This window comes from Staphylococcus sp. EG-SA-10 (assembly GCF_017151945.1).
Classification (GTDB): Bacteria; Bacillota; Bacilli; order Staphylococcales; family Staphylococcaceae; genus Staphylococcus; species Staphylococcus aureus.
Genome location: NZ_JACVZJ010000006.1, coordinates 33,064 through 55,436, shown reverse-complemented (window position 1 = coordinate 55,436; position 22,373 = coordinate 33,064). Strand labels below are relative to the sequence as shown.

23 protein-coding genes and 1 other annotated feature (1 of these 24 running past the window's edge) are annotated in these 22,373 nt (G+C 32.8%); of the genes, 22 read left to right on the top strand and 1 reads right to left on the bottom strand.

Going from position 1 to position 22,373, the window contains the following annotated elements:
- Positions 1 to 193, top strand: a binding site (T-box leader); it begins 109 nt to the left of the window's first position.
- Between the two features lie 43 nt (positions 194 to 236).
- The 5 genes from IDG45_RS06705 to IDG45_RS06685 all read left to right on the top strand — a co-directional run bounded on the left by IDG45_RS06705 (position 237) and on the right by IDG45_RS06685 (position 6,161).
- Positions 237 to 2,867: a valine--tRNA ligase gene (locus tag IDG45_RS06705; protein ID WP_000425345.1), complete on the top strand. Its 2,631-nt coding sequence runs from the start codon at positions 237 to 239 to the stop codon at positions 2,865 to 2,867.
- 12 nt (positions 2,868 to 2,879) lie between these two features.
- Positions 2,880 to 4,151 carry a bifunctional folylpolyglutamate synthase/dihydrofolate synthase gene (locus IDG45_RS06700; RefSeq protein WP_001108334.1) on the top strand — a complete coding sequence of 424 codons (1,272 nt, stop codon included), beginning with the start codon at positions 2,880 to 2,882 and terminating at the stop codon, positions 4,149 to 4,151.
- Between the two features lie 267 nt (positions 4,152 to 4,418).
- Positions 4,419 to 5,126 carry a prepilin peptidase gene (locus IDG45_RS06695; RefSeq protein WP_000261113.1) on the top strand — a complete coding sequence of 236 codons (708 nt, stop codon included), beginning with the start codon at positions 4,419 to 4,421 and terminating at the stop codon, positions 5,124 to 5,126.
- Complete coding sequence (gene radC / locus IDG45_RS06690) at positions 5,123 to 5,809, top strand: RadC family protein (RefSeq protein ID WP_000692876.1); 687 nt, start codon at positions 5,123 to 5,125, stop codon at positions 5,807 to 5,809. The genes IDG45_RS06695 and radC overlap by 4 nt, the downstream gene beginning before the upstream one ends.
- 67 nt (positions 5,810 to 5,876) lie before the next feature.
- Positions 5,877 to 6,161 carry a hypothetical protein gene (locus IDG45_RS06685; RefSeq protein ID WP_000171863.1) on the top strand — a complete coding sequence of 95 codons (285 nt, stop codon included), beginning with the start codon at positions 5,877 to 5,879 and terminating at the stop codon, positions 6,159 to 6,161.
- A gap of 116 nt (positions 6,162 to 6,277) precedes the next feature.
- On the opposite strand, the gene IDG45_RS06680 is transcribed toward IDG45_RS06685, so the two are convergent.
- Positions 6,278 to 6,475 carry a hypothetical protein gene (locus tag IDG45_RS06680; RefSeq protein ID WP_054194364.1) on the bottom strand — a complete coding sequence of 66 codons (198 nt, stop codon included), beginning with the start codon at positions 6,473 to 6,475 and terminating at the stop codon, positions 6,278 to 6,280.
- Between the two features lie 159 nt (positions 6,476 to 6,634).
- On the opposite strand from IDG45_RS06680, the gene IDG45_RS06675 reads away from it, so the two are divergent.
- The 17 genes from IDG45_RS06675 (at position 6,635) to IDG45_RS06595 (ending at position 22,022) form a co-directional block, all read left to right on the top strand.
- Entirely contained in the window at positions 6,635 to 7,108 is a 474-nt protein-coding gene (locus IDG45_RS06675) for a DUF4930 family protein (protein WP_001236737.1), read from the top strand.
- Positions 7,109 to 7,181: 73 nt separating this feature from the next.
- Positions 7,182 to 7,301, top strand: coding sequence for a hypothetical protein (locus tag IDG45_RS06670; RefSeq protein ID WP_000840603.1), 120 nt, complete (start codon positions 7,182 to 7,184; stop codon positions 7,299 to 7,301).
- A 197-nt stretch (positions 7,302 to 7,498) separates the two neighbouring features.
- Positions 7,499 to 8,341, top strand: a complete 843-nt coding sequence (gene mreC / locus IDG45_RS06665) for a rod shape-determining protein MreC (protein WP_000911041.1) — start codon at positions 7,499 to 7,501, stop codon at positions 8,339 to 8,341.
- Positions 8,341 to 8,871: a rod shape-determining protein MreD gene (gene mreD, locus IDG45_RS06660; RefSeq protein ID WP_206171573.1), complete on the top strand. Its 531-nt coding sequence runs from the start codon at positions 8,341 to 8,343 to the stop codon at positions 8,869 to 8,871. The genes mreC and mreD overlap by 1 nt, the downstream gene beginning before the upstream one ends.
- A 418-nt stretch (positions 8,872 to 9,289) precedes the next feature.
- Positions 9,290 to 9,598 carry a 50S ribosomal protein L21 gene (gene rplU, locus IDG45_RS06655; protein WP_000457386.1) on the top strand — a complete coding sequence of 103 codons (309 nt, stop codon included), beginning with the start codon at positions 9,290 to 9,292 and terminating at the stop codon, positions 9,596 to 9,598.
- 5 nt (positions 9,599 to 9,603) lie between these two features.
- Complete coding sequence (locus IDG45_RS06650) at positions 9,604 to 9,924, top strand: ribosomal-processing cysteine protease Prp (protein WP_000633692.1); 321 nt, start codon at positions 9,604 to 9,606, stop codon at positions 9,922 to 9,924.
- 11 nt (positions 9,925 to 9,935) lie between these two features.
- Positions 9,936 to 10,220 carry a 50S ribosomal protein L27 gene (gene rpmA / locus IDG45_RS06645; RefSeq protein ID WP_000916187.1) on the top strand — a complete coding sequence of 95 codons (285 nt, stop codon included), beginning with the start codon at positions 9,936 to 9,938 and terminating at the stop codon, positions 10,218 to 10,220.
- 351 nt (positions 10,221 to 10,571) lie between these two features.
- Complete coding sequence (gene obgE / locus IDG45_RS06640; protein ID WP_000496098.1) at positions 10,572 to 11,864, top strand: GTPase ObgE; 1,293 nt, start codon at positions 10,572 to 10,574, stop codon at positions 11,862 to 11,864.
- Positions 11,865 to 11,876: 12 nt separating this feature from the next.
- On the top strand, positions 11,877 to 12,332 hold the full coding sequence (locus IDG45_RS06635; protein WP_000368902.1) for an ACT domain-containing protein: 456 nt from the start codon (positions 11,877 to 11,879) through the stop codon (positions 12,330 to 12,332).
- Between the two features lie 13 nt (positions 12,333 to 12,345).
- Positions 12,346 to 12,948, top strand: coding sequence for a Holliday junction branch migration protein RuvA (ruvA, locus tag IDG45_RS06630; RefSeq protein WP_000271547.1), 603 nt, complete (start codon positions 12,346 to 12,348; stop codon positions 12,946 to 12,948).
- Positions 12,949 to 12,979: 31 nt separating this feature from the next.
- Entirely contained in the window at positions 12,980 to 13,984 is a 1,005-nt protein-coding gene (gene ruvB, locus IDG45_RS06625; protein ID WP_001005767.1) for a Holliday junction branch migration DNA helicase RuvB, read from the top strand.
- 1 nt (position 13,985) lies between these two features.
- Positions 13,986 to 15,011, top strand: a complete 1,026-nt coding sequence (gene queA, locus IDG45_RS06620) for a tRNA preQ1(34) S-adenosylmethionine ribosyltransferase-isomerase QueA (protein WP_001019170.1) — start codon at positions 13,986 to 13,988, stop codon at positions 15,009 to 15,011.
- Between the two features lie 22 nt (positions 15,012 to 15,033).
- Positions 15,034 to 16,173, top strand: coding sequence for a tRNA guanosine(34) transglycosylase Tgt (gene tgt / locus IDG45_RS06615; RefSeq protein ID WP_001112045.1), 1,140 nt, complete (start codon positions 15,034 to 15,036; stop codon positions 16,171 to 16,173).
- An 18-nt stretch (positions 16,174 to 16,191) separates the two neighbouring features.
- Positions 16,192 to 16,452, top strand: a complete 261-nt coding sequence (gene yajC, locus IDG45_RS06610; protein ID WP_001160683.1) for a preprotein translocase subunit YajC — start codon at positions 16,192 to 16,194, stop codon at positions 16,450 to 16,452.
- A 274-nt stretch (positions 16,453 to 16,726) separates the two neighbouring features.
- A complete protein-coding gene (secDF, locus tag IDG45_RS06605; RefSeq protein WP_000749803.1) occupies positions 16,727 to 19,006 on the top strand; it encodes a protein translocase subunit SecDF in 2,280 nt (759 codons plus the stop codon).
- A 202-nt stretch (positions 19,007 to 19,208) separates the two neighbouring features.
- Complete coding sequence (gene recJ, locus IDG45_RS06600) at positions 19,209 to 21,482, top strand: single-stranded-DNA-specific exonuclease RecJ (protein ID WP_042908036.1); 2,274 nt, start codon at positions 19,209 to 19,211, stop codon at positions 21,480 to 21,482.
- Between the two features lie 21 nt (positions 21,483 to 21,503).
- A complete protein-coding gene (locus IDG45_RS06595; RefSeq protein WP_000364542.1) occupies positions 21,504 to 22,022 on the top strand; it encodes an adenine phosphoribosyltransferase in 519 nt (172 codons plus the stop codon).
- Positions 22,023 to 22,373 lie beyond the last annotated feature (351 nt).

Below are 22,373 nucleotides of genomic sequence, written 5' to 3'. Positions count from 1 at the left end.
GCTGAACGTGATTAATAGTAGGCTAAGACGTGTTTGAGCGTTAATCATAATCTAGAGTGCTTGAAGAGATGAAGCATTTCAAATTTCACGATGATAGTATTGGTATGAGTATTCCAATTATGTTAAAAGAGTGAATTTGATATTAATCATCCTTCTTGAATATAGGTGGTACCACGGAATATCCGTCCTATTTGTATATAGGATGGATATTTTTTATTTTTTAGGAGGTATAGCAAATGGAAATGAAACCAAAATATGATCCTCGTGAAGTTGAAGCGGGACGTTATGAAGAATGGGTAAAGAATGGTTATTTTAAACCGTCAGAAGATAAATCAAAAGAAACATACACAATTGTTATCCCGCCACCAAATGTAACTGGTAAATTACATTTAGGACATGCATGGGATACAACTTTACAAGATATCATTACACGTATGAAACGTATGCAAGGATACGATACGTTATACTTACCAGGTATGGATCATGCTGGTATTGCGACACAGGCAAAGGTAGAAGCTAAATTAAATGAACAAGGAATAACTAGATATGATCTTGGTCGTGAAAAGTTTTTAGAACAGGCATGGGATTGGAAAGAAGAGTATGCGTCATTTATTCGTGCGCAATGGGCTAAATTAGGTCTAGGTTTAGATTATAGTAGAGAACGTTTTACTTTAGATGAAGGTTTAAGTAAAGCGGTTAAAAAAGTTTTTGTTGACTTATACAATAAAGGAATTATTTATCGTGGCGAACGTATTATAAATTGGGATCCTAAAGCACGTACAGCTTTATCTGATATTGAAGTAATACATGAAGATGTTCAAGGTGCGTTTTATCATTTTAAATATCCTTACGCTGATGGTGAAGGTTTTATTGAAATTGCAACAACAAGACCAGAAACGATGTTAGGTGATACAGCAATTGTTGTTAACCCTAATGACGAACGATACAAAGATGTAATCGGTAAAACTGTTATATTACCAATCGTAGGACGCGAACTGCCTATTTTAGCAGATGAGTATGTTGATATAGACTTCGGTTCTGGTGCTATGAAAGTGACACCAGCACATGACCCTAATGATTTTGAAATTGGTCAAAGACATCAATTAGAAAATATTATCGTTATGGATGAAAATGGTAAAATGAACGACAAAGCTGGCAAATACGAAGGTATGGACCGTTTTGATTGTCGTAAACAGCTAGTTGAAGATTTAAAAGAACAAGATTTAGTTATCAAGATTGAAGATCATGTTCATTCTGTAGGTCATTCAGAACGATCTGGCGCTGTTGTTGAACCATATTTATCAACACAATGGTTTGTGCGCATGGAAGACTTAGCGAAACGTTCATTAGATAATCAAAAAACAGATGATCGTATTGATTTTTATCCGCAACGTTTCGAACATACATTTAACCAATGGATGGAAAATATTAGAGATTGGACGATTTCAAGACAATTATGGTGGGGTCATCAAATTCCGGCTTGGTATCATAAAGAAACAGGCGAAATATATGTTGGAGAAGAAGCGCCAACTGATATTGAAAATTGGCAACAAGATGAAGATGTATTAGATACGTGGTTCTCAAGTGCTTTATGGCCTTTCTCTACGTTAGGTTGGCCTGATTTAGAAAGCGAAGACTTTAAACGATACTACCCAACAAATGCCTTAGTTACAGGTTACGATATTATCTTTTTCTGGGTAGCACGTATGATATTCCAAGGCTTAGAATTTACAGATCGTCGTCCATTTAATGATGTGTTATTACACGGCTTAGTTCGTGCTGAAGACGGGCGTAAGATGAGTAAATCATTAGGTAATGGTGTGGATCCAATGGATGTTATTGACGAATACGGTGCTGATAGCTTGCGTTACTTCTTAGCAACGGGTTCATCTCCAGGACATGATTTAAGATACTCAACTGAAAAAGTTGAGTCAGTGTGGAACTTTATCAATAAAATCTGGAATGGGGCACGTTTCAGTTTAATGAATATCGGTGAAGACTTTAAAGTTGAAGATATCGATTTAAGTGGTAACTTATCATTAGCAGATAAATGGATTCTAACACGTTTAAATGAAACGATTGCAACAGTTACTGATCTAAGTGACAAATATGAATTTGGCGAAGTTGGACGTGCATTATATAATTTCATTTGGGATGATTTCTGTGATTGGTACATTGAAATGAGTAAAATTCCAATGAATGGTAATGATGAAGAACAAAAACAAATTACACGTTCAGTATTGAGTTATACTTTAGACAATATTATGAGAATGCTACATCCATTCATGCCATTTGTAACAGAGAAAATATGGCAAAGTTTACCACATGAAGGTGACACAATTGTTAAAGCTTCATGGCCAGAAGTGCGTGAATCATTGATTTTTGAAGAAAGTAAACAAACAATGCAACAACTTGTTGAAATCATTAAATCTGTAAGACAATCACGTGTAGAAGTAAATACGCCATTGTCTAAAGAAATACCTATTTTAATTCAAGCTAAAGATAAAGAAATTGAAACAACTTTATCACAAAACAAAGATTATTTAATCAAATTCTGTAATCCTAGTACGTTAAATATTAGCACTGACGTGGAAATTCCTGAGAAAGCAATGACATCAGTTGTAATTGCAGGTAAAGTGGTATTACCATTAGAAGGGCTAATTGATATGGATAAGGAAATCAGCCGTTTGGAAAAAGAATTAGCTAAACTTCAAAGCGAATTAGATAGAGTAGATAAAAAGCTCTCTAATGAAAACTTTGTAAGTAAAGCACCTGAAAAGGTTATAAATGAAGAAAAACGTAAAAAACAAGATTATCAAGAAAAATATGATGGTGTGAAGGCAAGAATTGAACAATTAAAAGCATAGGAGTTAGTAACAATGAATTACCTAGAGAGCTTGTATTGGATACACGAAAGAACTAAATTTGGCATCAAACCAGGTGTTAAACGTATGGAATGGATGCTAGCACAATTTAATAATCCTCAAAATAACATTAAGGGTATTCATGTAGGTGGCACAAATGGTAAAGGCTCTACAGTTGCTTACCTTAGAACAGCTTTAGTTGAAAATGGTTATGAAGTAGGTACATTTACGTCGCCGTTTATTGAAACATTTAATGAACGAATTAGTCTAAATGGTGTGCCAATATCAAATGACGCTATTGTAGAATTAGTATCACGTATTAAACCAATTAGTGAAATGATGGAACGTGAAACAGATTTAGGTGTTGCAACTGAATTCGAAATAATCACAGCGATGATGTTTTTATATTTTGGTGAAATACATCCTGTTGATTTTGTCATTGTTGAGGCTGGATTGGGTATAAAGAACGATTCGACAAATGTCTTTACACCGATTTTATCAATCTTAACTAGTATCGGTCTAGATCATACAGATATTTTAGGTGGTACTTATCTAGATATTGCTAGGGATAAAGGCGCGATTATAAAGCCTAACGTTCCAGTGATATATGCTGTTAAAAATGAAGATGCATTAAAGTATGTTCGTGAACGCGCAATTGAACAACATGCAAAGCCAATTGAATTAGATAGAGAAATTGTTGTTGTATCGCAAAATGATGAATTTACTTACCGTTATAAAGATTATGAATTAGAAACAATCATTTTAAGTATGTTAGGTGAACATCAGAAACAAAATGCTGCATTAGCCATAACAGCTCTTATTGAATTAAATGAACAAGGATTAATTGAATTAGATTTCAATAAGATGATAGACGGTATTGAATCAGTTCGTTGGACTGGACGTATTGAGCAGGTGCATGACAAACCTTTAATCATTTTGGATGGCGCACATAATTCAGAGAGTATAGATGCTCTAATTGATACAATTAAACAGTACCATGATAAAGAAAAAGTAGATATTTTGTTCTCAGCAATAAACGGAAAACCGATTAACGAGATGGTCAAACATTTAAGTTTAATTGCGCATACGTTTTATGCAACTGAATTTGATTTTCCGAAAGCGTTACGCAAAGAAGAAATTGTAGGTAGTATTGAAAATGATGAAATACAATTAGTAGATGACTACGTTGAATTTATAAAAAATTATCAAGGTGATACATTAGTAATTACCGGTAGTCTGTACTTCATAAGTGAAGTTAAATCAAAATTAGACTTTGAAGCATTATAAAACTAAAACTAAAATAGCCGTGAAGAATCTATTTAATCAATAGGTAGCTTCATGGTTATTTTTTATGCTCTAAATCGTATGTGTTTATAAGGTTCAATTTCTTACCATTATTAATTTTGACGAGCAGAAATGGGTTATTAAAGTATCCATCAATTATGCTTAGCAATATTGAAAAATTTAAATGAACAAGAGGGGCAATTCTTGGAAGATAGTGTATATTTACATTTTGGTAATAACTAACTATACTTTACGTAAGGAGGTTGTCATTTGGTAGTATTGTTATCTTATAGTTGCAGTTGTATCTTTAGTTTTCTATATCAATTTATATCTATAGAAGAAACGTCATTTGATTATTTACATAGAAGATCGAAATGTGATTATTGTAATTCATCACTCAAATGGTATGAATTAATGCCGATTATTAGTTTTTTATTATTAAAAGGGCGATGTCGAAACTGTCGTAAGCGTATTTCCCTAACACATTTCTTAGGGGAAACCTTTGCTTTAATACCTATCGTCTTTATTAAGTATGATTTCACATACGTAAATGCTACGCTATTTATAACTACATATGTTTTTCTGCTTATTTTTACTATGACCGATATCACTTCTTTAATGTTAGATTGTCGCTTAATTATAATTTATTGTATCGTTTCTCTTTCGTTAAGTATTATTTATCCAGTACCTTTTATCATTATTAGTATGACCACGCATATATTCTACTTTTTATTTCGGGCATATATTGGTTATGGTGACGTTTTACTAATATCTGCACTTTCTTTGTTTTTCCCTCTCCAATTCACTATTTATGTCATTTTATTTACATTTGTTATTGCTGGTTTAGTTGCTTTAATTACCATGATATTTAAGCCGATAAAACTATTACCCCTTGTTCCATTTATATTTATTTCCTTTTTTATCAATTCACTTTTTTATAATGATATCCATCAATTTTTAGGAGGCGTATATTTTTGAAAATTAAAGAAATGGTAACTTCAGAAATGCCAAGAGAACGTTTGTTAAGCCATGGTGCAAAAAGTCTTTCGAATACAGAATTATTAGCTATATTAATTAACACCGGAAGAAAAGGATTCTCGAGTATAGACATTAGTAATGAACTGCTTAAATCTGCTTCGAATCTGAATGAATTGAAAAAATCTTCAATTAACGATTTGATACAAGTTAAAGGGATTGGATTACAAAAAGCAATTACATTAAAAGCAGCATTTGAGTTAGGGGAAAGGATGGGGAGAAGAGCTGAAAATAATCGTATAAAAATAACGCAACCAAGTGATGTTGCTGATTATATGATTCCAACAATGAAAGATTTAACACAAGAACATTTTGTCATTTTATTGTTAAATTCAAAAAATGTAGTGATTAAAGAAAGCTGTGTTTTTAAAGGTACATTAAATAGTTCGATTGTACATCCACGCGAAATTTTTAGTATTGCGGTGAGAGAAAATGCCAATGCAATCATCGCAGTTCATAATCATCCATCCGGTGATGTAACGCCCTCACAAGAAGATATCATAACAACAATGAGGTTGAAGGAGTGTGGTTTGATTTTAGGGATAGATTTATTGGATCATATTATAATTGGTGATAATAGATTTACGAGTCTTGTAGAAGCGGGTTACTTTGATGAAAATGATTGAAGTTGATAGAATTAATGACGTATCTTGTGTATAATACCTACGAAGTACTTTCATTGGAGGAAAAATAGTGACTCTATTTATTATTATCGGGGTTCTCGTGCCAATGGTTTATACCATGCAGTTAAATATTAAAAATGAACCTGTAACAAAGCGCAATCTATTAATAACATTAGCTTTATCTACGGTAGGTATTTTAGTAACGGCGTTAGCAGGTGTGATTGTTACGAAACAAGCTTTTCCTTTATTAAGTGTAGCAATAGGCTCAATTTTTACTGGAATCGTTTGGGGCCTTTTACTAAGTGGTAGCTACGCGCTGATACGATTTTTATCTAACGCATTTGGGCGTAAGTAATAGTAATCTGTTCATCAAGTAGTATCCGTGCTTGAAAACAAATTAAAACTCCTAATGTGGAACTAGTTAAAAAATTCTAAACTAGTACATTAGGAGTTTTGTTATGCAGAATAAATTTAATTGTTAATTTGAAAGTGTGGTAAAAACCCACTATTTATTTGAAAAAAATCGAGCAACCATATTAAACCTTGATATCCTAAGTAAATACATAATAAAACAAGTCCGACATAAATTAAAAATCGCAAAATAGAAAGTCCAACTCTAAAAAGGAGGATGACTAATAGTGCTATTAAAATAATTGTTAGTATACTCAATGCTACAAACCTCCTCATACGCTTTTAAATCATAACAAAATTATAAGCTATTTTAAATGAACGTGCATCAGTCCTAAGATATATCATGATTAAGGCTGAAGACTGAGGAAAATATACATAATAAAATATATAATTAGATGAAGACATTGGAGGCGAACTATGAGATTGATATTTAGTATGATTAAAAACATTATAGCAGTAATAGCAATTGTGATAATTGTTTATATCGCCTTGAAATACGCACCTTTTTTAAAAGAACAAGATTGGAATCCTGTAAATCACGATAATGATCAAACGAATCAAGTTACGCAACCCACTAATGATGCCCAACATGTTTATGTAAGTGGTGAGAAATATTCATTAAAAGAAAATGATTTAATAAAGAATGTACCATTAAGCCAAATTAAAAATGTATTTAAAATGATAGATAAACAAGAGTTTATGGCTGTGTCTGGAATGAATCGCATGGCTTACAATGATCAATATATTATAGGTCAAAGAGGAGACGAATTTATTCTTTATAAATTTGGAGATGAGTCAATGCGTGTTTACAATACTGAATTTGAAATGCAACAAGACTTAAATGAATTAGGGCAAAATTTACAACTAAAACCTGAAAATGCTTATCAATAGGAAATTATTGCATAAGAAATATATTTTAGTTATCCTGTCACTAGAATAAATTTAAAAGGTTGGTGTAGTTCAAATGGCAGAACAATCAAAACAGAAACAAGCTAATGAACAACAAAAGGCCCAGAACTTATTCGCACGTTGGAGACAACTTCAGAATTCGAACAGTGAATCCTCGAACGATACAAACAGATAATTTTAAAATTTAAATCGATTATTTAAACTACTAGTGACTGGAATTTTTGCTAGTAGTTTTTGTTTTTAAAATGCCACAAATTTTTTACGGAGTTGTTCATTTTCAAAGTAATTCGTAGTTAGTGCTTTATTTCATAATGGGAGTAATATAAAATAGAAAAGGATATACAATATTTTGACATAATAGAGGTGTTCTGGGTGCTTAAGTTTTTTAAAAATAACAAATTAATTGTTGTTTTATGTGCAATTATCGTTTTTATTGCATTAATTGGGCTGTCCATACGTTCACAATCTCAATCACCTCCTGAACAATATATAGGTGATTCTGTGTCTTTTGGACAACGAGTTGTGAGTTATCCAGTTAATTTTGTTGCTGGTACGATTGGGGACTTTTTTAAAAAAGGAGATTCTAAAGAATCTAAAAATAAGATTAGCCAGTTAGAATCTAAGAACCAACAATTAGAAGCGGAAAATGAAAAATTAAAAAAAGAGCTTGATTTAAAAGATATTTCAAAATTTGATCCTATTTCTACTACGGTTTTAGCAAGAAATCCGGATCAGTGGATGAATACAATTGTAATTGATAAGGGATCTAAATCAGGTATAACTTCAAATATGGCTGTGATGACATCACAAGGTTTTGTTGGAAGAGTTACTAAAGTTAATAAATTTTCTTCACAAGTTGATTTAATCTCAACTAATACACGTGCGGGTAAATTATCTGTAAATATACAACACGGTTCTAAAAACATATTTGGCTTAATTGATCGTTATGATGAAAAGAACTCAGAACTTGTTATTAGTGATATTAATAATAGAGATAATATCTCAAAAGGTGATAAAGTCGTTACAAGTGGATTAGCTGATCAATTACCAAGTAATTTATATATAGGAGAAGTGACTAAGGTTCAAAATGATCAATACGGCTTAGCTAAAGAAGTTAGAGTTAAGACTGGTGCAGACTTAACAGATTTGAGCCATGTTTATGTTGCAAAAAGAGATCCTAAAACAATTCCTGATGATGAAAGCAGGGATAAATAATGCGTACACTGTATTATTTTTTGATAGGTATTTTACTATTTTATATAGATACTACAATTGGGCTTCTTATTCCAATGCACATAGGTAAGTTTGAACTTGTATTTGTACCACACCTTACATTTATGTATATTTTAATGATGGTAGTGTATCATGGCTTTGGCGTATCATTATTGCTCAGCATATTTTTAGGCGTAATGACTGATGTATACTTTGGTAGTATTTATGGAGTTTACTTATTTGGCTATATATTGTTTTTAGCACTTATAGATCGATTCTTTAAAATTTTTTACAAAGATCATTCGATGTTATTCGTTATTATATTAGCCAGTACCTTATTATTAGAAGTCTATGTGGCATTAATATACCGTATGTTAGGATTCATTCAATTTGATATTATTCATTTTGTAGTCTTTAGATTATTGCCAACATTAATTATGAATTTTGTACTGTTGATCATGCTTTATCCGTTGATTATAAAGTTCCTTAAAAAAACAAACAATGACATTGACATGAAACGCCGTCAATGGTAAGATGCAATAGTTGAGTAGTTATAAGTAGCTACATACAACCGCTCAAATATAGGTTCAAGAACATTTTTAATGAAGAAAGCGATTTTCCCACAGAGTGCAAACGCTTGACTCATTTGTAGAAGTTATTGAAAGAAAGCGATTGTCAATCAAGGCGTTGAAGGAAGAAACGAGAAGAGTTTATCTTTATAAATGACTCGAGTTGCGACCGAAACAACGTAGAGTGCAAACGCTTGACTCATTTGCATAAGTTATTGAAAGAAAGCGATTGTCAATCAAGGCGTTGAAGGAAGAAACGAGAAGAGTTTATCTTTATAAATGACTCGAGTTGAGGCCGAAACAACGTAGAGTGCAAACGCTTGACTCAATAACGAAATGTCACCTATGTATGGCGTGACTTATTATACAGGAGGTGCAAAGTATGTTTGCTATTATTGAAACAGGTGGAAAACAAATCAAAGTAGAAGAAGGTCAAGAAATCTTCGTTGAAAAATTAGACGTAAACGAAGGAGATACTTTTACATTTGATAAAGTATTATTTGTAGGTGGAGATTCAGTTAAAGTTGGAGCGCCAACAGTTGAAGGTGCAACAGTTACTGCTACTGTTAATAAGCAAGGTCGCGGTAAAAAAATCACTGTATTCACATACAAACGTCGTAAAAATTCAAAACGTAAAAAAGGCCATCGTCAACCATACACTAAATTAACAATCGATAAAATCAACGCGTAATTATTATGATTACTGTTGATATTACAGTTAATGATGAAGGCAAAGTAACAGACGTTATTATGGATGGCCATGCTGACCATGGTGAATATGGTCATGATATCGTTTGTGCTGGAGCTTCAGCTGTATTGTTTGGTAGTGTTAATGCGATTATAGGATTGACATCTGAGAGACCAGATATCAATTATGACGACAATGGTGGTCATTTTCATATAAGAAGCGTTGATACAAATAACGATGAAGCGCAACTAATTCTTCAAACAATGCTTGTGTCTTTACAAACTATTGAAGAAGAATATAATGAGAATATTAGATTAAATTATAAGTGAGGTGCATTCCGATGTTAAAATTAAACTTACAATTCTTCGCATCTAAAAAAGGGGTAAGTTCTACAAAAAACGGACGTGACTCTGAATCAAAACGCTTAGGTGCTAAACGTGCTGACGGTCAATTCGTAACAGGTGGTTCAATTTTATATCGCCAACGTGGTACTAAAATTTACCCTGGTGAAAATGTAGGTCGTGGTGGCGATGATACATTATTCGCTAAAATCGACGGCGTTGTTAAATTCGAACGTAAAGGTCGCGACAAAAAACAAGTTTCTGTATATGCAGTAGCTGAATAATTTTGTCTAGTTAACACCAGAAGTGAATCTTCTGGTGTTTTTTACTTTTTATAAAACGTTTTTCATTATTATTTTCATTTTGTTATTAAAAAATGGGAATTTTAGACGTTATACTAAATGTGCAACTGCATAAGAGCCCCTAATCGCTAAACTATAAGGGGCTAAAAGGAATACAGTTGCAGTATAAAAAGCAAAAAAGTATCATATTTGGTACTTGGAAATATCAGCAATTTGAGTAAAGTAAACATAAAAGCAACTGCATAAGAGCCCCTAATTATTTACATTATAAGGGGCTCTAATATGCTATAATTATTGGGAAAATGAAAATTATATGTAAAAGAGGTGAGATATATGTTTGTCGATCAAGTCAAAATATCTCTTAAAGCCGGTGATGGTGGTAATGGTATTACCGCATACAGAAGAGAAAAATATGTACCATTTGGTGGACCAGCTGGCGGTGACGGTGGTAAAGGTGCTTCAGTCGTATTTGAAGTGGATGAAGGTTTAAGAACGTTATTAGATTTTAGGTATCAACGTCATTTTAAAGCAAGCAAAGGTGAAAATGGCCAAAGTAGTAATATGCATGGTAAAAATGCGGAAGATTTAGTATTAAAAGTTCCACCTGGCACAATTATTAAAAATGTTGAAACAGATGAAGTGTTAGCAGATCTTGTTGAAGATGGTCAAAGAGCTGTAGTAGCGAAGGGCGGTCGAGGTGGACGAGGTAATTCACGTTTTGCAACGCCTAGAAACCCTGCACCTGACTTCAGTGAAAAAGGTGAACCAGGTGAGGAATTAGATGTATCTTTAGAATTGAAATTATTAGCTGATGTAGGATTAGTAGGCTTCCCTAGTGTGGGTAAATCGACTTTATTATCTATCGTTTCAAAAGCTAAGCCTAAAATTGGGGCATATCATTTTACAACGATTAAACCAAATCTAGGTGTTGTTTCAACACCTGATCAACGAAGTTTTGTTATGGCAGATTTACCAGGTTTAATTGAAGGTGCATCTGATGGCGTTGGATTAGGACATCAATTTTTAAGACATGTAGAGAGAACAAAAGTTATTGTTCACATGATTGATATGAGTGGTTCTGAAGGTAGAGAACCTATTGAAGATTATAAAGTCATTAATCAAGAATTAGCCGCGTACGAGCAACGTTTAGAAGATAGACCTCAAATCGTAGTAGCTAACAAGATGGATTTACCTGAATCACAAGATAATTTAATCTTATTTAAAGAAGAAATTGGCGAAGATGTGCCAGTTATTCCAGTTTCAACAATAACGCGTGATAATATTGATCAATTATTATATGCAATAGCAGATAAATTAGAAGAATATAAAGATGTTGACTTCACAGTTGAAGAAGAGGAGTCGGTTGGCATTAACCGAGTATTATATAAACATACACCGTCACAAGATAAATTTACAATTTCAAGAGATGATGATGGTGCTTATGTGGTAAGTGGTAATGCTATTGAAAGAATGTTTAAAATGACTGACTTTAACAGTGATCCAGCAGTACGTCGATTTGCTCGTCAAATGCGTTCGATGGGTATTGATGATGCGCTTAGAGAACGTGGTTGTAAAAATGGTGATATCGTTAGAATTCTTGGCGGAGAATTTGAATTCGTTGAATAGGAGCGTAACATGATGGACAATAAAGATTATAAAAAGTTTTATTTAATTAGAGAAGATGTCTTGCCTGAATCCGTGGTTAAAACATTGAAGATTAAAGATGCCTTGAAAAGTGATCCGACATTGTCCATTTATGATGCCGTTAAACAGTTTGATCTATCTAGAAGTGCTTTTTATAAATATAGAGAAACGATATTTCCAGTAGACGATAAAATGCTTGACCATCGAGAATTTACATTAATTTTATATGTAACTGATATTGTGGGTATGTTGGCACGTGTACTAGATGTTATATCAAAGTTAGAACTATCTGTATTAACGATTCATCAAAGTATTCCAATGGAAGAAAAAGCAACAATAACATTATCACTGAATGCTAAATCTAAAGAAACTTCAGTAGAAGATGTTATTGGCGCTTTGAGAAATTTAGATTATGTATCAAAAGTAGAATTAATTAGTATGAGTATGTAAGGATGTGCCTATAATGTACGCGTATGTCAAAGGTAAGTTAACACATTTATATCCTACACACGTAGTTGTTGAAACTGCTGGTGTTGGTTATGAAATTCAAACACCAAATTCTTATCGTTTTCAAAAGCATCTAGATCATGAAGTTTTAATTCATACATCTTTAATTGTTCGTGAAGATGCACAATTATTGTATGGATTTAGTAGTGAAGAAGAGAAAGATATGTTCTTGAGTTTAATTAAAGTTACTGGTATTGGTCCGAAATCAGCTTTAGCTATTTTAGCGACAAGTACGCCTAATGAAGTAAAACGTGCCATTGAAAATGAAAATGATACGTATTTAACTAAATTTCCAGGAATTGGTAAGAAAACGGCAAGACAGATTGTCTTAGATTTAAAAGGTAAAGTGAAAATCACTGAAGAAGATAGCGATTCATTATTACAAGTAGACGCTACATCGACGGTGCAAGATCAATTCGTGCAAGAAGCAATGTTAGCGTTAGAAGCATTAGGTTATTCTAAACGAGAGCTTGCAAAAGTTGAGAAAACGTTAAATAAAAATAAATATGACTCAGTTGATGAAGCTGTTAAGGCAGGTCTTCAATTAGTTGTATCTTAATTTTAAATAGATTAATAGGGGAAGTGTTGTCATGAATGAGCGTATGGTTGATCAATCAATGCATAGTGAAGAAACTGATTTCGAATTGTCGCTTAGACCTACGAGATTACGACAATATATTGGTCAAAATTCAATAAAAAGTAATTTAGAAGTATTTATTAAAGCGGCTAAACTTCGTCATGAACCATTAGATCATGTATTGCTTTTTGGCCCCCCCGGATTAGGTAAGACAACATTATCTAATATCATTGCCAATGAAATGGAAGTTAATATACGTACAGTATCAGGGCCTTCATTAGAAAGACCTGGTGATTTGGCTGCAATTTTATCAGGACTTCAACCTGGAGATGTTTTGTTTATTGATGAAATACACAGACTGAGTAGTGTTGTTGAAGAAGTGTTATACCCTGCAATGGAAGATTTCTTTTTAGATATTATCATTGGTAAAGGCGATGAGGCTAGAAGTATCCGAATCGACTTACCTCCATTCACTTTGGTAGGTGCAACAACGCGAGCTGGTAGCTTAACAGGTCCACTAAGGGATCGATTTGGTGTGCACTTAAGATTAGAATATTATAATGAATCAGATTTAAAAGAAATCATTATTAGAACAGCTGAGGTTTTAGGCACAGGTATTGATGAAGAAAGTGCCATTGAACTTGCTAAACGTTCTAGAGGGACTCCAAGAGTAGCAAATCGACTATTGAAACGGGTAAGAGACTTCCAGCAAGTGAATGAAGATGAACAAATATACATTGAAACAACAAAGCACGCATTAGGTTTACTTCAAGTTGATCAACACGGACTAGATTACATTGATCATAAAATGATGAACTGTATTATTAAGCAGTATAATGGTGGACCTGTTGGTTTAGATACGATTGCTGTAACAATTGGCGAAGAACGTATTACAATTGAGGACGTTTATGAGCCATTTCTTATTCAGAAAGGCTTTTTAGAACGTACGCCACGTGGCAGAAAAGCAACACCATTAGCTTATGAACATTTTGCAAAGTCGAATGAGGAGAGAGAATAACGTGAATATTGAAGAATTTGACTATGACTTACCAGAATCATTAATTGCTCAAACGCCTTTAAAAGATCGTGATCATAGTCGTTTATTAGTCATGGATAGAGAAACTGGTGAAATGAAACATTTACATTTCAAAGATATCATTGAGTATTTTAGACCTGGTGATACATTAGTGCTTAACGATACGCGAGTAATGCCAGCTAGACTTTTTGGTTTGAAAGAAGAAACTGGTGCAAAAGTTGAAATGTTAATGTTAACCCAAATTGAAGGTAATGATTGGGAAGTCTTACTGAAACCAGCTAAGCGTATTAAAGTTGGTAATAAATTGAATTTTGGTAATGGCAAAATTATAGCTGAATGCATAAAAGAAATGGATCAAGGTGGACGCATCATGCGTTTACATTATGATGGTATTTTACAAGAAAGATTAGATGAATTAGGGGAAATGCCACTGCCACCATACATCAAAGAACGTTTAGATGATCCAGATCGTTATCAAACAGTTTACGCTAAAGAAAGTGGTTCAGCGGCAGCACCAACAGCAGGATTACATTTTACTGATGAGTTATTAACTGAAATTAAAAATAAAGGTGTTAATATCGCATTTGTTACATTACATGTTGGATTAGGTACGTTTAGACCGGTGAGCGTCGACGATGTGAATGACCACGAAATGCATAGTGAATATTATCAAATGACACAAGAAACAGCTGATTTATTAAATGATACTAAGTCCAAAGGACATCGCATTATATCAGTTGGTACAACTTCAACACGTACACTTGAAACAATTCGACGCGATTATGATAAATTTGTTGAAACGAGTGGCTGGACTAATATATTTATTTATCCAGGATTTGATTTTAAAGCAATTGATGGCCAGATTACTAATTTTCATTTACCAAAATCAACATTAGTTATGCTAGTATCAGCGTTTAGTACTCGTGAAAATGTTCTGAATGCTTATAAAACGGCAGTAAATTTAGAATATAGATTCTTTAGTTTTGGCGATGCAATGTTAATTATATAAAAAGAATGTGAGGATTTTGAATATGCCTGCAGTAACATACGAACACATTAAAACTTGTAAACAATCAGGTGCGCGTTTAGGTATCGTGCACACACCACACGGTTCATTTGAAACACCTATGTTTATGCCAGTTGGTACTAAAGCAACCGTTAAAACAATGAGTCCAGAAGAGTTAAGACAAATTGAAGCAAAAATCATTTTGGGCAACACATATCATTTGTGGTTACAACCCGGAAATGATATTATCAAACACGCTGGGGGATTACATAAATTCATGAATTGGGATGGTCCGATTCTAACAGATTCAGGTGGTTTCCAAGTGTTTAGTTTAAGTAATTTACGTAAAATTACAGAAGAAGGCGTGGAATTTAGACATCATACTAATGGGTCTAAATTATTTTTGAGTCCTGAGAAATCAATGCAAATTCAAAATGATTTAGGTTCTGATATTATGATGGCATTTGATGAATGTCCACCGATGCCTGCTGAATATGATTATGTAAAAAAATCTATTGAACGTACAACACGTTGGGCGAAAAGATGTCTAGATGCACACCAAAGACCTGAAGATCAAGCATTGTTCGGCATTATACAAGGTGGCGAATATGAAGATTTAAGAGAACAAAGTGCAAAGGATTTAGTAGAATTAGATTTTCCTGGTTATGCAATCGGCGGTTTGTCAGTTGGTGAACCTAAACCGGTTATGTATAAAATGGTTGAACATACAGAGCAGTTTATGCCTAAAGATAAACCAAGATATTTAATGGGTGTAGGATCTCCAGATGCGTTAATCGAATGTAGTATTCGCGGCATGGATATGTTTGATTGTGTCTTACCGACACGTATTGCCAGAAATGGTACTTGTATGACATCGCAAGGTCGTTTAGTTATTAAAAATGCAAAATTTGCAGATGATTTAAGACCGTTAGATGAGAATTGTGACTGTTATACATGTCAAAACTACTCAAGAGCGTATATACGTCATTTAATCAAGGCAGAGGAAACTTTTGGTATTCGTCTTACTACTATTCATAATTTACATTTTCTGCTAAAATTAATGGAAGATATAAGACAAGCCATTCGAGAAGATCGTCTTTTAGATTTCAAAGAAGAATTCTTCGAGCAATATGGATTAAATGTTGAGAACCCAAAAAACTTTTAAGCAAGAGGAGCGTATAAAATGCAATTTTCATTACTAATTTATATAGTCGTAATTTTTGCGGTTATGTATTTCTTGATGATCAGACCACAACAAAAACGTGCGAAACAGCATCGTGAGTTGATTAATAACATTCAATCTGGTCAAAGAATTACAACTATTGGTGGTATTAAAGGTACTGTTAAAGCAGTAGATGAAACAACTGTTGTTATTACAGTTAATGGTCATGGTACTGAATTAACTCTCGAAAAACCTGCTATTAAACAAGTTGACCCTTCATAACAAGAAGTGGTATTAAAAAGGATGAAACGAATAGCGTTTCATCCTTTTTAAGTTATAAGTAGTATGTAGAATAGCTTATTTTTATTCCAAAAAAAGAAATTGTGATACATAATAATTGTTAAATTTAAATTAAATATATCTATGACTATTTTTACTCCCTGCTCTAGTATGTTAATATGTATAAGGCTAATAAATTTTGTAAGAAAGATTTAACTTGCGTTATAAAATAGTATTCAAGTATTCTAAATACATACGTAAATAATGAGGTGTTCATGTGAAGAAAAGTAGTAGAATAATTGCGTTCTTGCTTTTAGTCGTATTGTTGTTTGCCGGAATGGCTGCAACTTATAAAAGTGTTATAAAGAATGTCAATTTAGGACTTGATTTGCAAGGTGGATTTGAGGTGCTTTATCAAGTCGATCCTTTAAATAAAGGCGACAAAATAGATAAAAAAGCCTTACAATCAACAGCGCAAACATTAGAAAATCGTGTTAACGTTTTAGGTGTTTCCGAACCTAAAATTCAAGTTGAAGAACCTAATAGAATTAGAGTTCAACTTGCTGGTGTAACAGACCAGAATGAAGCACGTAAAATTTTATCTTCTCAAGCTAATTTAACAATTCGCGATGCAGAAGATAAAGTAAAATTAAGCGGTTCTGATATTAAACAGGGATCTGCCAAACAAGAATTTAAACAGGAAACAAACCAGCCTACAGTTACTTTTAAAGTAAAAGACAAAAACAAATTTAAAAAAGTAACGGAAGAAATCTCTAAGAAACGTGATAATGTCATGGTTGTTTGGTTAGATTTCAAAAAAGGTGACAGCTATAAAAAAGAAGCACAAAAGAAAAACCCTAAATTTATTTCTGCAGCAAGTGTTGATCAACCAATCAATTCTGATAGCGTAGAAATCTCTGGTGGATTTAAAGGACAAGAAGGCGTTAAAAAAGCAAAACAAATCGCCGAATTGTTAAATGCAGGTTCTTTACCAGTTGACTTGAAAGAAATTTATTCAAACTCAGTAGGTGCCCAATTTGGTCAAGATGCATTAGATAAAACTGTGTTTGCATCGTTTATTGGTGTAGCATTAATTTATTTATTCATGCTTGGATTCTACCGCTTACCTGGTTTAGTAGCGATTATTGCATTGACAACTTATATCTATCTAACGTTAGTAGCGTTTAATTTCATTTCTGGGGTTCTAACTTTACCAGGATTAGCGGCGTTGGTATTAGGTGTAGGTATGGCTGTAGATGCCAATATTATCATGTATGAGCGTATTAAGGATGAACTTCGAATAGGTAGAACGATAAAGCAAGCCTTTACTAAAGCAAACAAAAGTTCGTTCTTAACAATTTTTGATTCTAACTTAACAACAGTTATCGCCGCAGCAGTATTATTCTTCTTCGGTGAAAGTTCAGTTAAAGGTTTCGCGACAATGTTATTATTAGGTATTCTAATGATCTTTGTTACAGCCGTGTTCTTATCAAGATTCTTATTATCATTACTTGTTTCATCAAATATATTCAAAAATCAATTTTGGTTATTTGGTGTTAAAAAGAATAAACGACATGATATTAATGAAGGTGTAGATGTTCATGATCTTAAAACTTCATTCGAGAAATGGAATTTTGTTAAATTAGCTAAGCCATTAATTGGAGTAAGTATTTTAATTGTAGTTGTCGGTTTAGTTATTCTTTATATCTTCAAGTTAAACCTAGGAATTGATTTCTCAAGTGGTACACGTGTAGATTTCCAATCTAAACAAGCAATTACTCAACAAAAGGTTGAGCAAGTTGTAAAAGATAGTGGACTTAAAGCGGATCAAATTCAAATCAATGGTAAAGATAATAAAGTAGCAACTGTCCAATTTAAAGATGATTTAACGCGTGCTCAAGATAATAAATTGAGTGATAATATTAAATCGAAATTCGGTGACACACCTCAAATTAACACTGTATCACCAATTATTGGACAGGAATTAGCAAAAAATGCAATGCTTGCATTAATCTATGCATCGATAGGTATCATCATCTATGTATCATTACGATTTGAATGGCGCATGGGTCTTTCATCTGTATTGGCATTATTACATGATGTATTCATTATAGTAGCGATTTTCAGTTTATTTAGAATTGAAGTAGATTTAACATTTATCGCCGCTGTATTAACTATTGTCGGTTATTCAATTAATGATACAATCGTAACGTTTGACCGTGTACGTGAAAACTTACAAAAGGTTAAAGTGATTACGACAACAGAACAAATTGATGATATCGTTAATAGATCAATTAGACAGACAATGACACGTTCAATTAATACAGTATTAACAGTTATTGTAGTAGTAGTTGCTATACTATTCTTCGGTGCTCCTACGATATTCAACTTTACTTTAGCATTATTTATCGGATTGATTTCTGGTGTATTCTCTTCAATCTTCATTGCCGTTCCGCTATGGGGAATGATGAAAAAACGTCAGTTGAAAAAATCGCCGAAACACAAATTAGTTGTATATAAAGAAAAGAAATCGAACGATGAAAAGATTTTAGTTTAAAATGAATTAAGCGGTATGTGAAACAATAAAGAGTTCACATACCGCTTTTTACTTTGTTTAAATTTAACAAAATATATATAAATAAGTTCCCGCATTCATTTTTAAAAAATGGTATAATTAAAGTCTTGATTATTTAGATAAGTGCTTTTTATTTAATGTAATTTTAGATATAATGTCTTTTGGAAATGAGGCGTAAATATATATGATTAAACCGAAGTATAAGTGGAAATTAACTAAACCAGCTGAATACATAAGTGATGAATTAACATCAAAATTAAAGTTAACGCCAATCGTAAAAAAAATATTAGAAAGTAAATCGATTATTGATGAACAAGCAATTGAATCCATCATTTCAGATACAGATATCAATCATGATGCATTGCAATTGAGTGATATGACTAAGACTATAGAAAGAATTAAAAGAGCGATAGCGAATGGTGAGAAAATCCTAGTTTATGGTGATTACGATGCCGACGGTGTTACCTCAACTACAATTTTAGTGACAACATTACAACTTTTAGGTGCACAAGTAGGATGGCATATTCCTAACCGCTTTACCGAAGGATATGGACCAAACGAACTAGCATTTAGAAATGCTCATGATGAAGGCATAACATTAATCATAACTGTTGATAATGGCATACAAGGTCATAATGAAATTAAAATGGTTCAAGATTTAGGAGTTGATGTCATTGTAACTGATCATCATGAAATTGGTAGTACATTACCAGAAGCATATGCAATCGTACATCCAATGCATCCATCGTTTAATTATCCGTTCCAACAATTGTGTGGTGCAGGTGTTGCGTACAAATTAGCACAAGCATTGATTGAAAATGTACCTGATTATTTTAAAGCATTAGTTGCGATAGGTACCATTGCGGATTTAGTATCCTTAACTGATGAAAATCGATCATTAGTGAAACAAGGATTAAAAGTCTTAAATGATCAATGTCCGACCTCTGTTAAAGCATTGCTAAAAGAAGCGGGATACAATGACAATATTGATGAAGAAACAATTGGTTTTATTATTGGACCTAGACTTAATGCTGTAGGTCGTTTAGATGACGCATCATTAGCTTGCGAATTGTTGATGACTGACGACGAAGAAGAAGCTGCATTTTTAGCAGAACAAGTTGAACATTTTAACCGTGAAAGAAAAGATATTGTAGCAACTATCACAGAAGAAGCAATGGCAATGGCAGAAATGAAAGTTAAAAATGGAGATTTATTTTTACTTTTAGCAAAAGAAAATTGGCATGAAGGTGTCTTAGGTATTGTTGCTTCGAAAATTGTCGAAACGTTTGCTTTGCCAACATTAATTTTAAATATTGATAGGGAGCAAAATCATGCAAAAGGTTCCGCCAGATCAATTGATCAAGTGTCGATGTTTGAAATACTATCAGCACACCAAGAGTTAATCGCTAAATTTGGCGGCCATCATATGGCTGCAGGTATGACGATGGATATTGAAAATATAGAATCGTTAGCTGAAGGTTTAAATAAATGGATGAAAGAATTATCTGAAACAACTTCGTTAGATCCCGTAAAGCCAGTAGATGTATTATTAACAGAAAATGATATAACGATTAAAAATATTCGTGATATGAATCGTTTAAGACCCTTCGGAACAGATTTTTCTAGACCTATTTTTGAAATGGATGATTTATCAGTTTCTTCAGTTAAGGCGATAGGTCAACAAAAAAATCATCTAAAATTGACACTTGGTGAAAGTAATATCGCCGCACTATTTTGGCAAAATGGACACTTAGAACCTGAGTTACAAGATGAACAACCAATTAATATATTAGGTTCTGTTCAAATCAACGAATGGAATGGTAATCAATCACCGCAATTAATTATTCAAGATATTGCGATGAACGAACAGCAAATATTAGATTATAGAAGTAAGCGAAAAAGTTTACCTTTTACAGAAAATGATGAAAATATTGTCGTGCTTATTCATCCTAAAAGTGATAAAGTAAATGCGAATGAATATTATTATGGTGAAGAAATTAAACAACAAACTGATAAAGTAGTATTAAGAGATTTACCTACGTCGATGGAAGATTTGTCTAATTCCCTGCAACAACTGCAATTTTCTCAACTTTATATAGTTTTGCAACATAATCATTCGATTTACTTCGATGGTATACCTAATATGGATGTTTTTAAAAAGTGTTATAAAGCATTAATAACTAAACAAGAAACAAATATCCAGAAAGAGGGTATGTTATTGTGTCAACATTTAAGTGTGAAACCAGATACACTTAAATTCATGTTAAAAGTTTTCTTAGACTTAAATTTTGTAACACAAGAAGATGGTTTAATTCGAATCAATCAACAACCTGATAAAAGATCGATTGATTCCAGCAAAGTGTATCAATTAAGACAACAACGTATGGATGTTGAAAAGCAATTATTATATCAAGATTTTTCAGAAATAAAAAATTGGATAAAGTCACAATTGTCGTGAGCAATTTAGGAGGAAATATTAATGGATTTAAAGCAATACGTATCAGAAGTTCAAGATTGGCCGAAACCAGGTGTTAGTTTCAAGGATATTACTACAATTATGGATAATGGTGAAGCATATGGCTATGCAACAGATAAAATTGTAGAATACGCAAAAGACAGAGATGTTGATATCGTTGTAGGACCTGAAGCGCGTGGCTTTATCATTGGCTGTCCTGTAGCTTATTCAATGGGGATTGGCTTTGCACCTGTTAGAAAAGAAGGGAAATTACCTCGTGAAGTCATTCGTTATGAGTATGACCTAGAATATGGTACAAATGTTTTAACAATGCACAAAGATGCAATTAAACCAGGTCAACGTGTGTTAATTACAGATGATTTATTAGCTACTGGTGGTACGATTGAAGCAGCAATAAAATTAGTCGAAAAATTAGGCGGCATCGTAGTAGGTATTGCATTTATAATTGAATTGAAATATTTAAATGGTATTGAAAAAATTAAAGATTACGATGTTATGAGTTTAATCTCATACGACGAATAAAAAATAATATAATTTTATCAAATGAAATCCTTCATCAAATGTATAAGAACGAATGACTTAATTAAAAAAGTTGTTTAAGTTTTCTTAACATGAGATGTTAGGATTTTTTATTTACTGAAAATGTTAGATGATTGAGCATTATACCTTAATAACATCGTTTATTTATTTCATAAATTGTAGTATCATAGAACTAATATTTAAAAAATGAAACAGTAGATTTAGGTCGAATTTTTGTAAAAGTTTTAAAAGTAGGAATAGTATACAAATTAAACTCGCTCAAGTAAAATTAATATTACGATTAATGACGACAGGATAAATATTTATCGTCGACGGACGTATGATTGGTGTGGG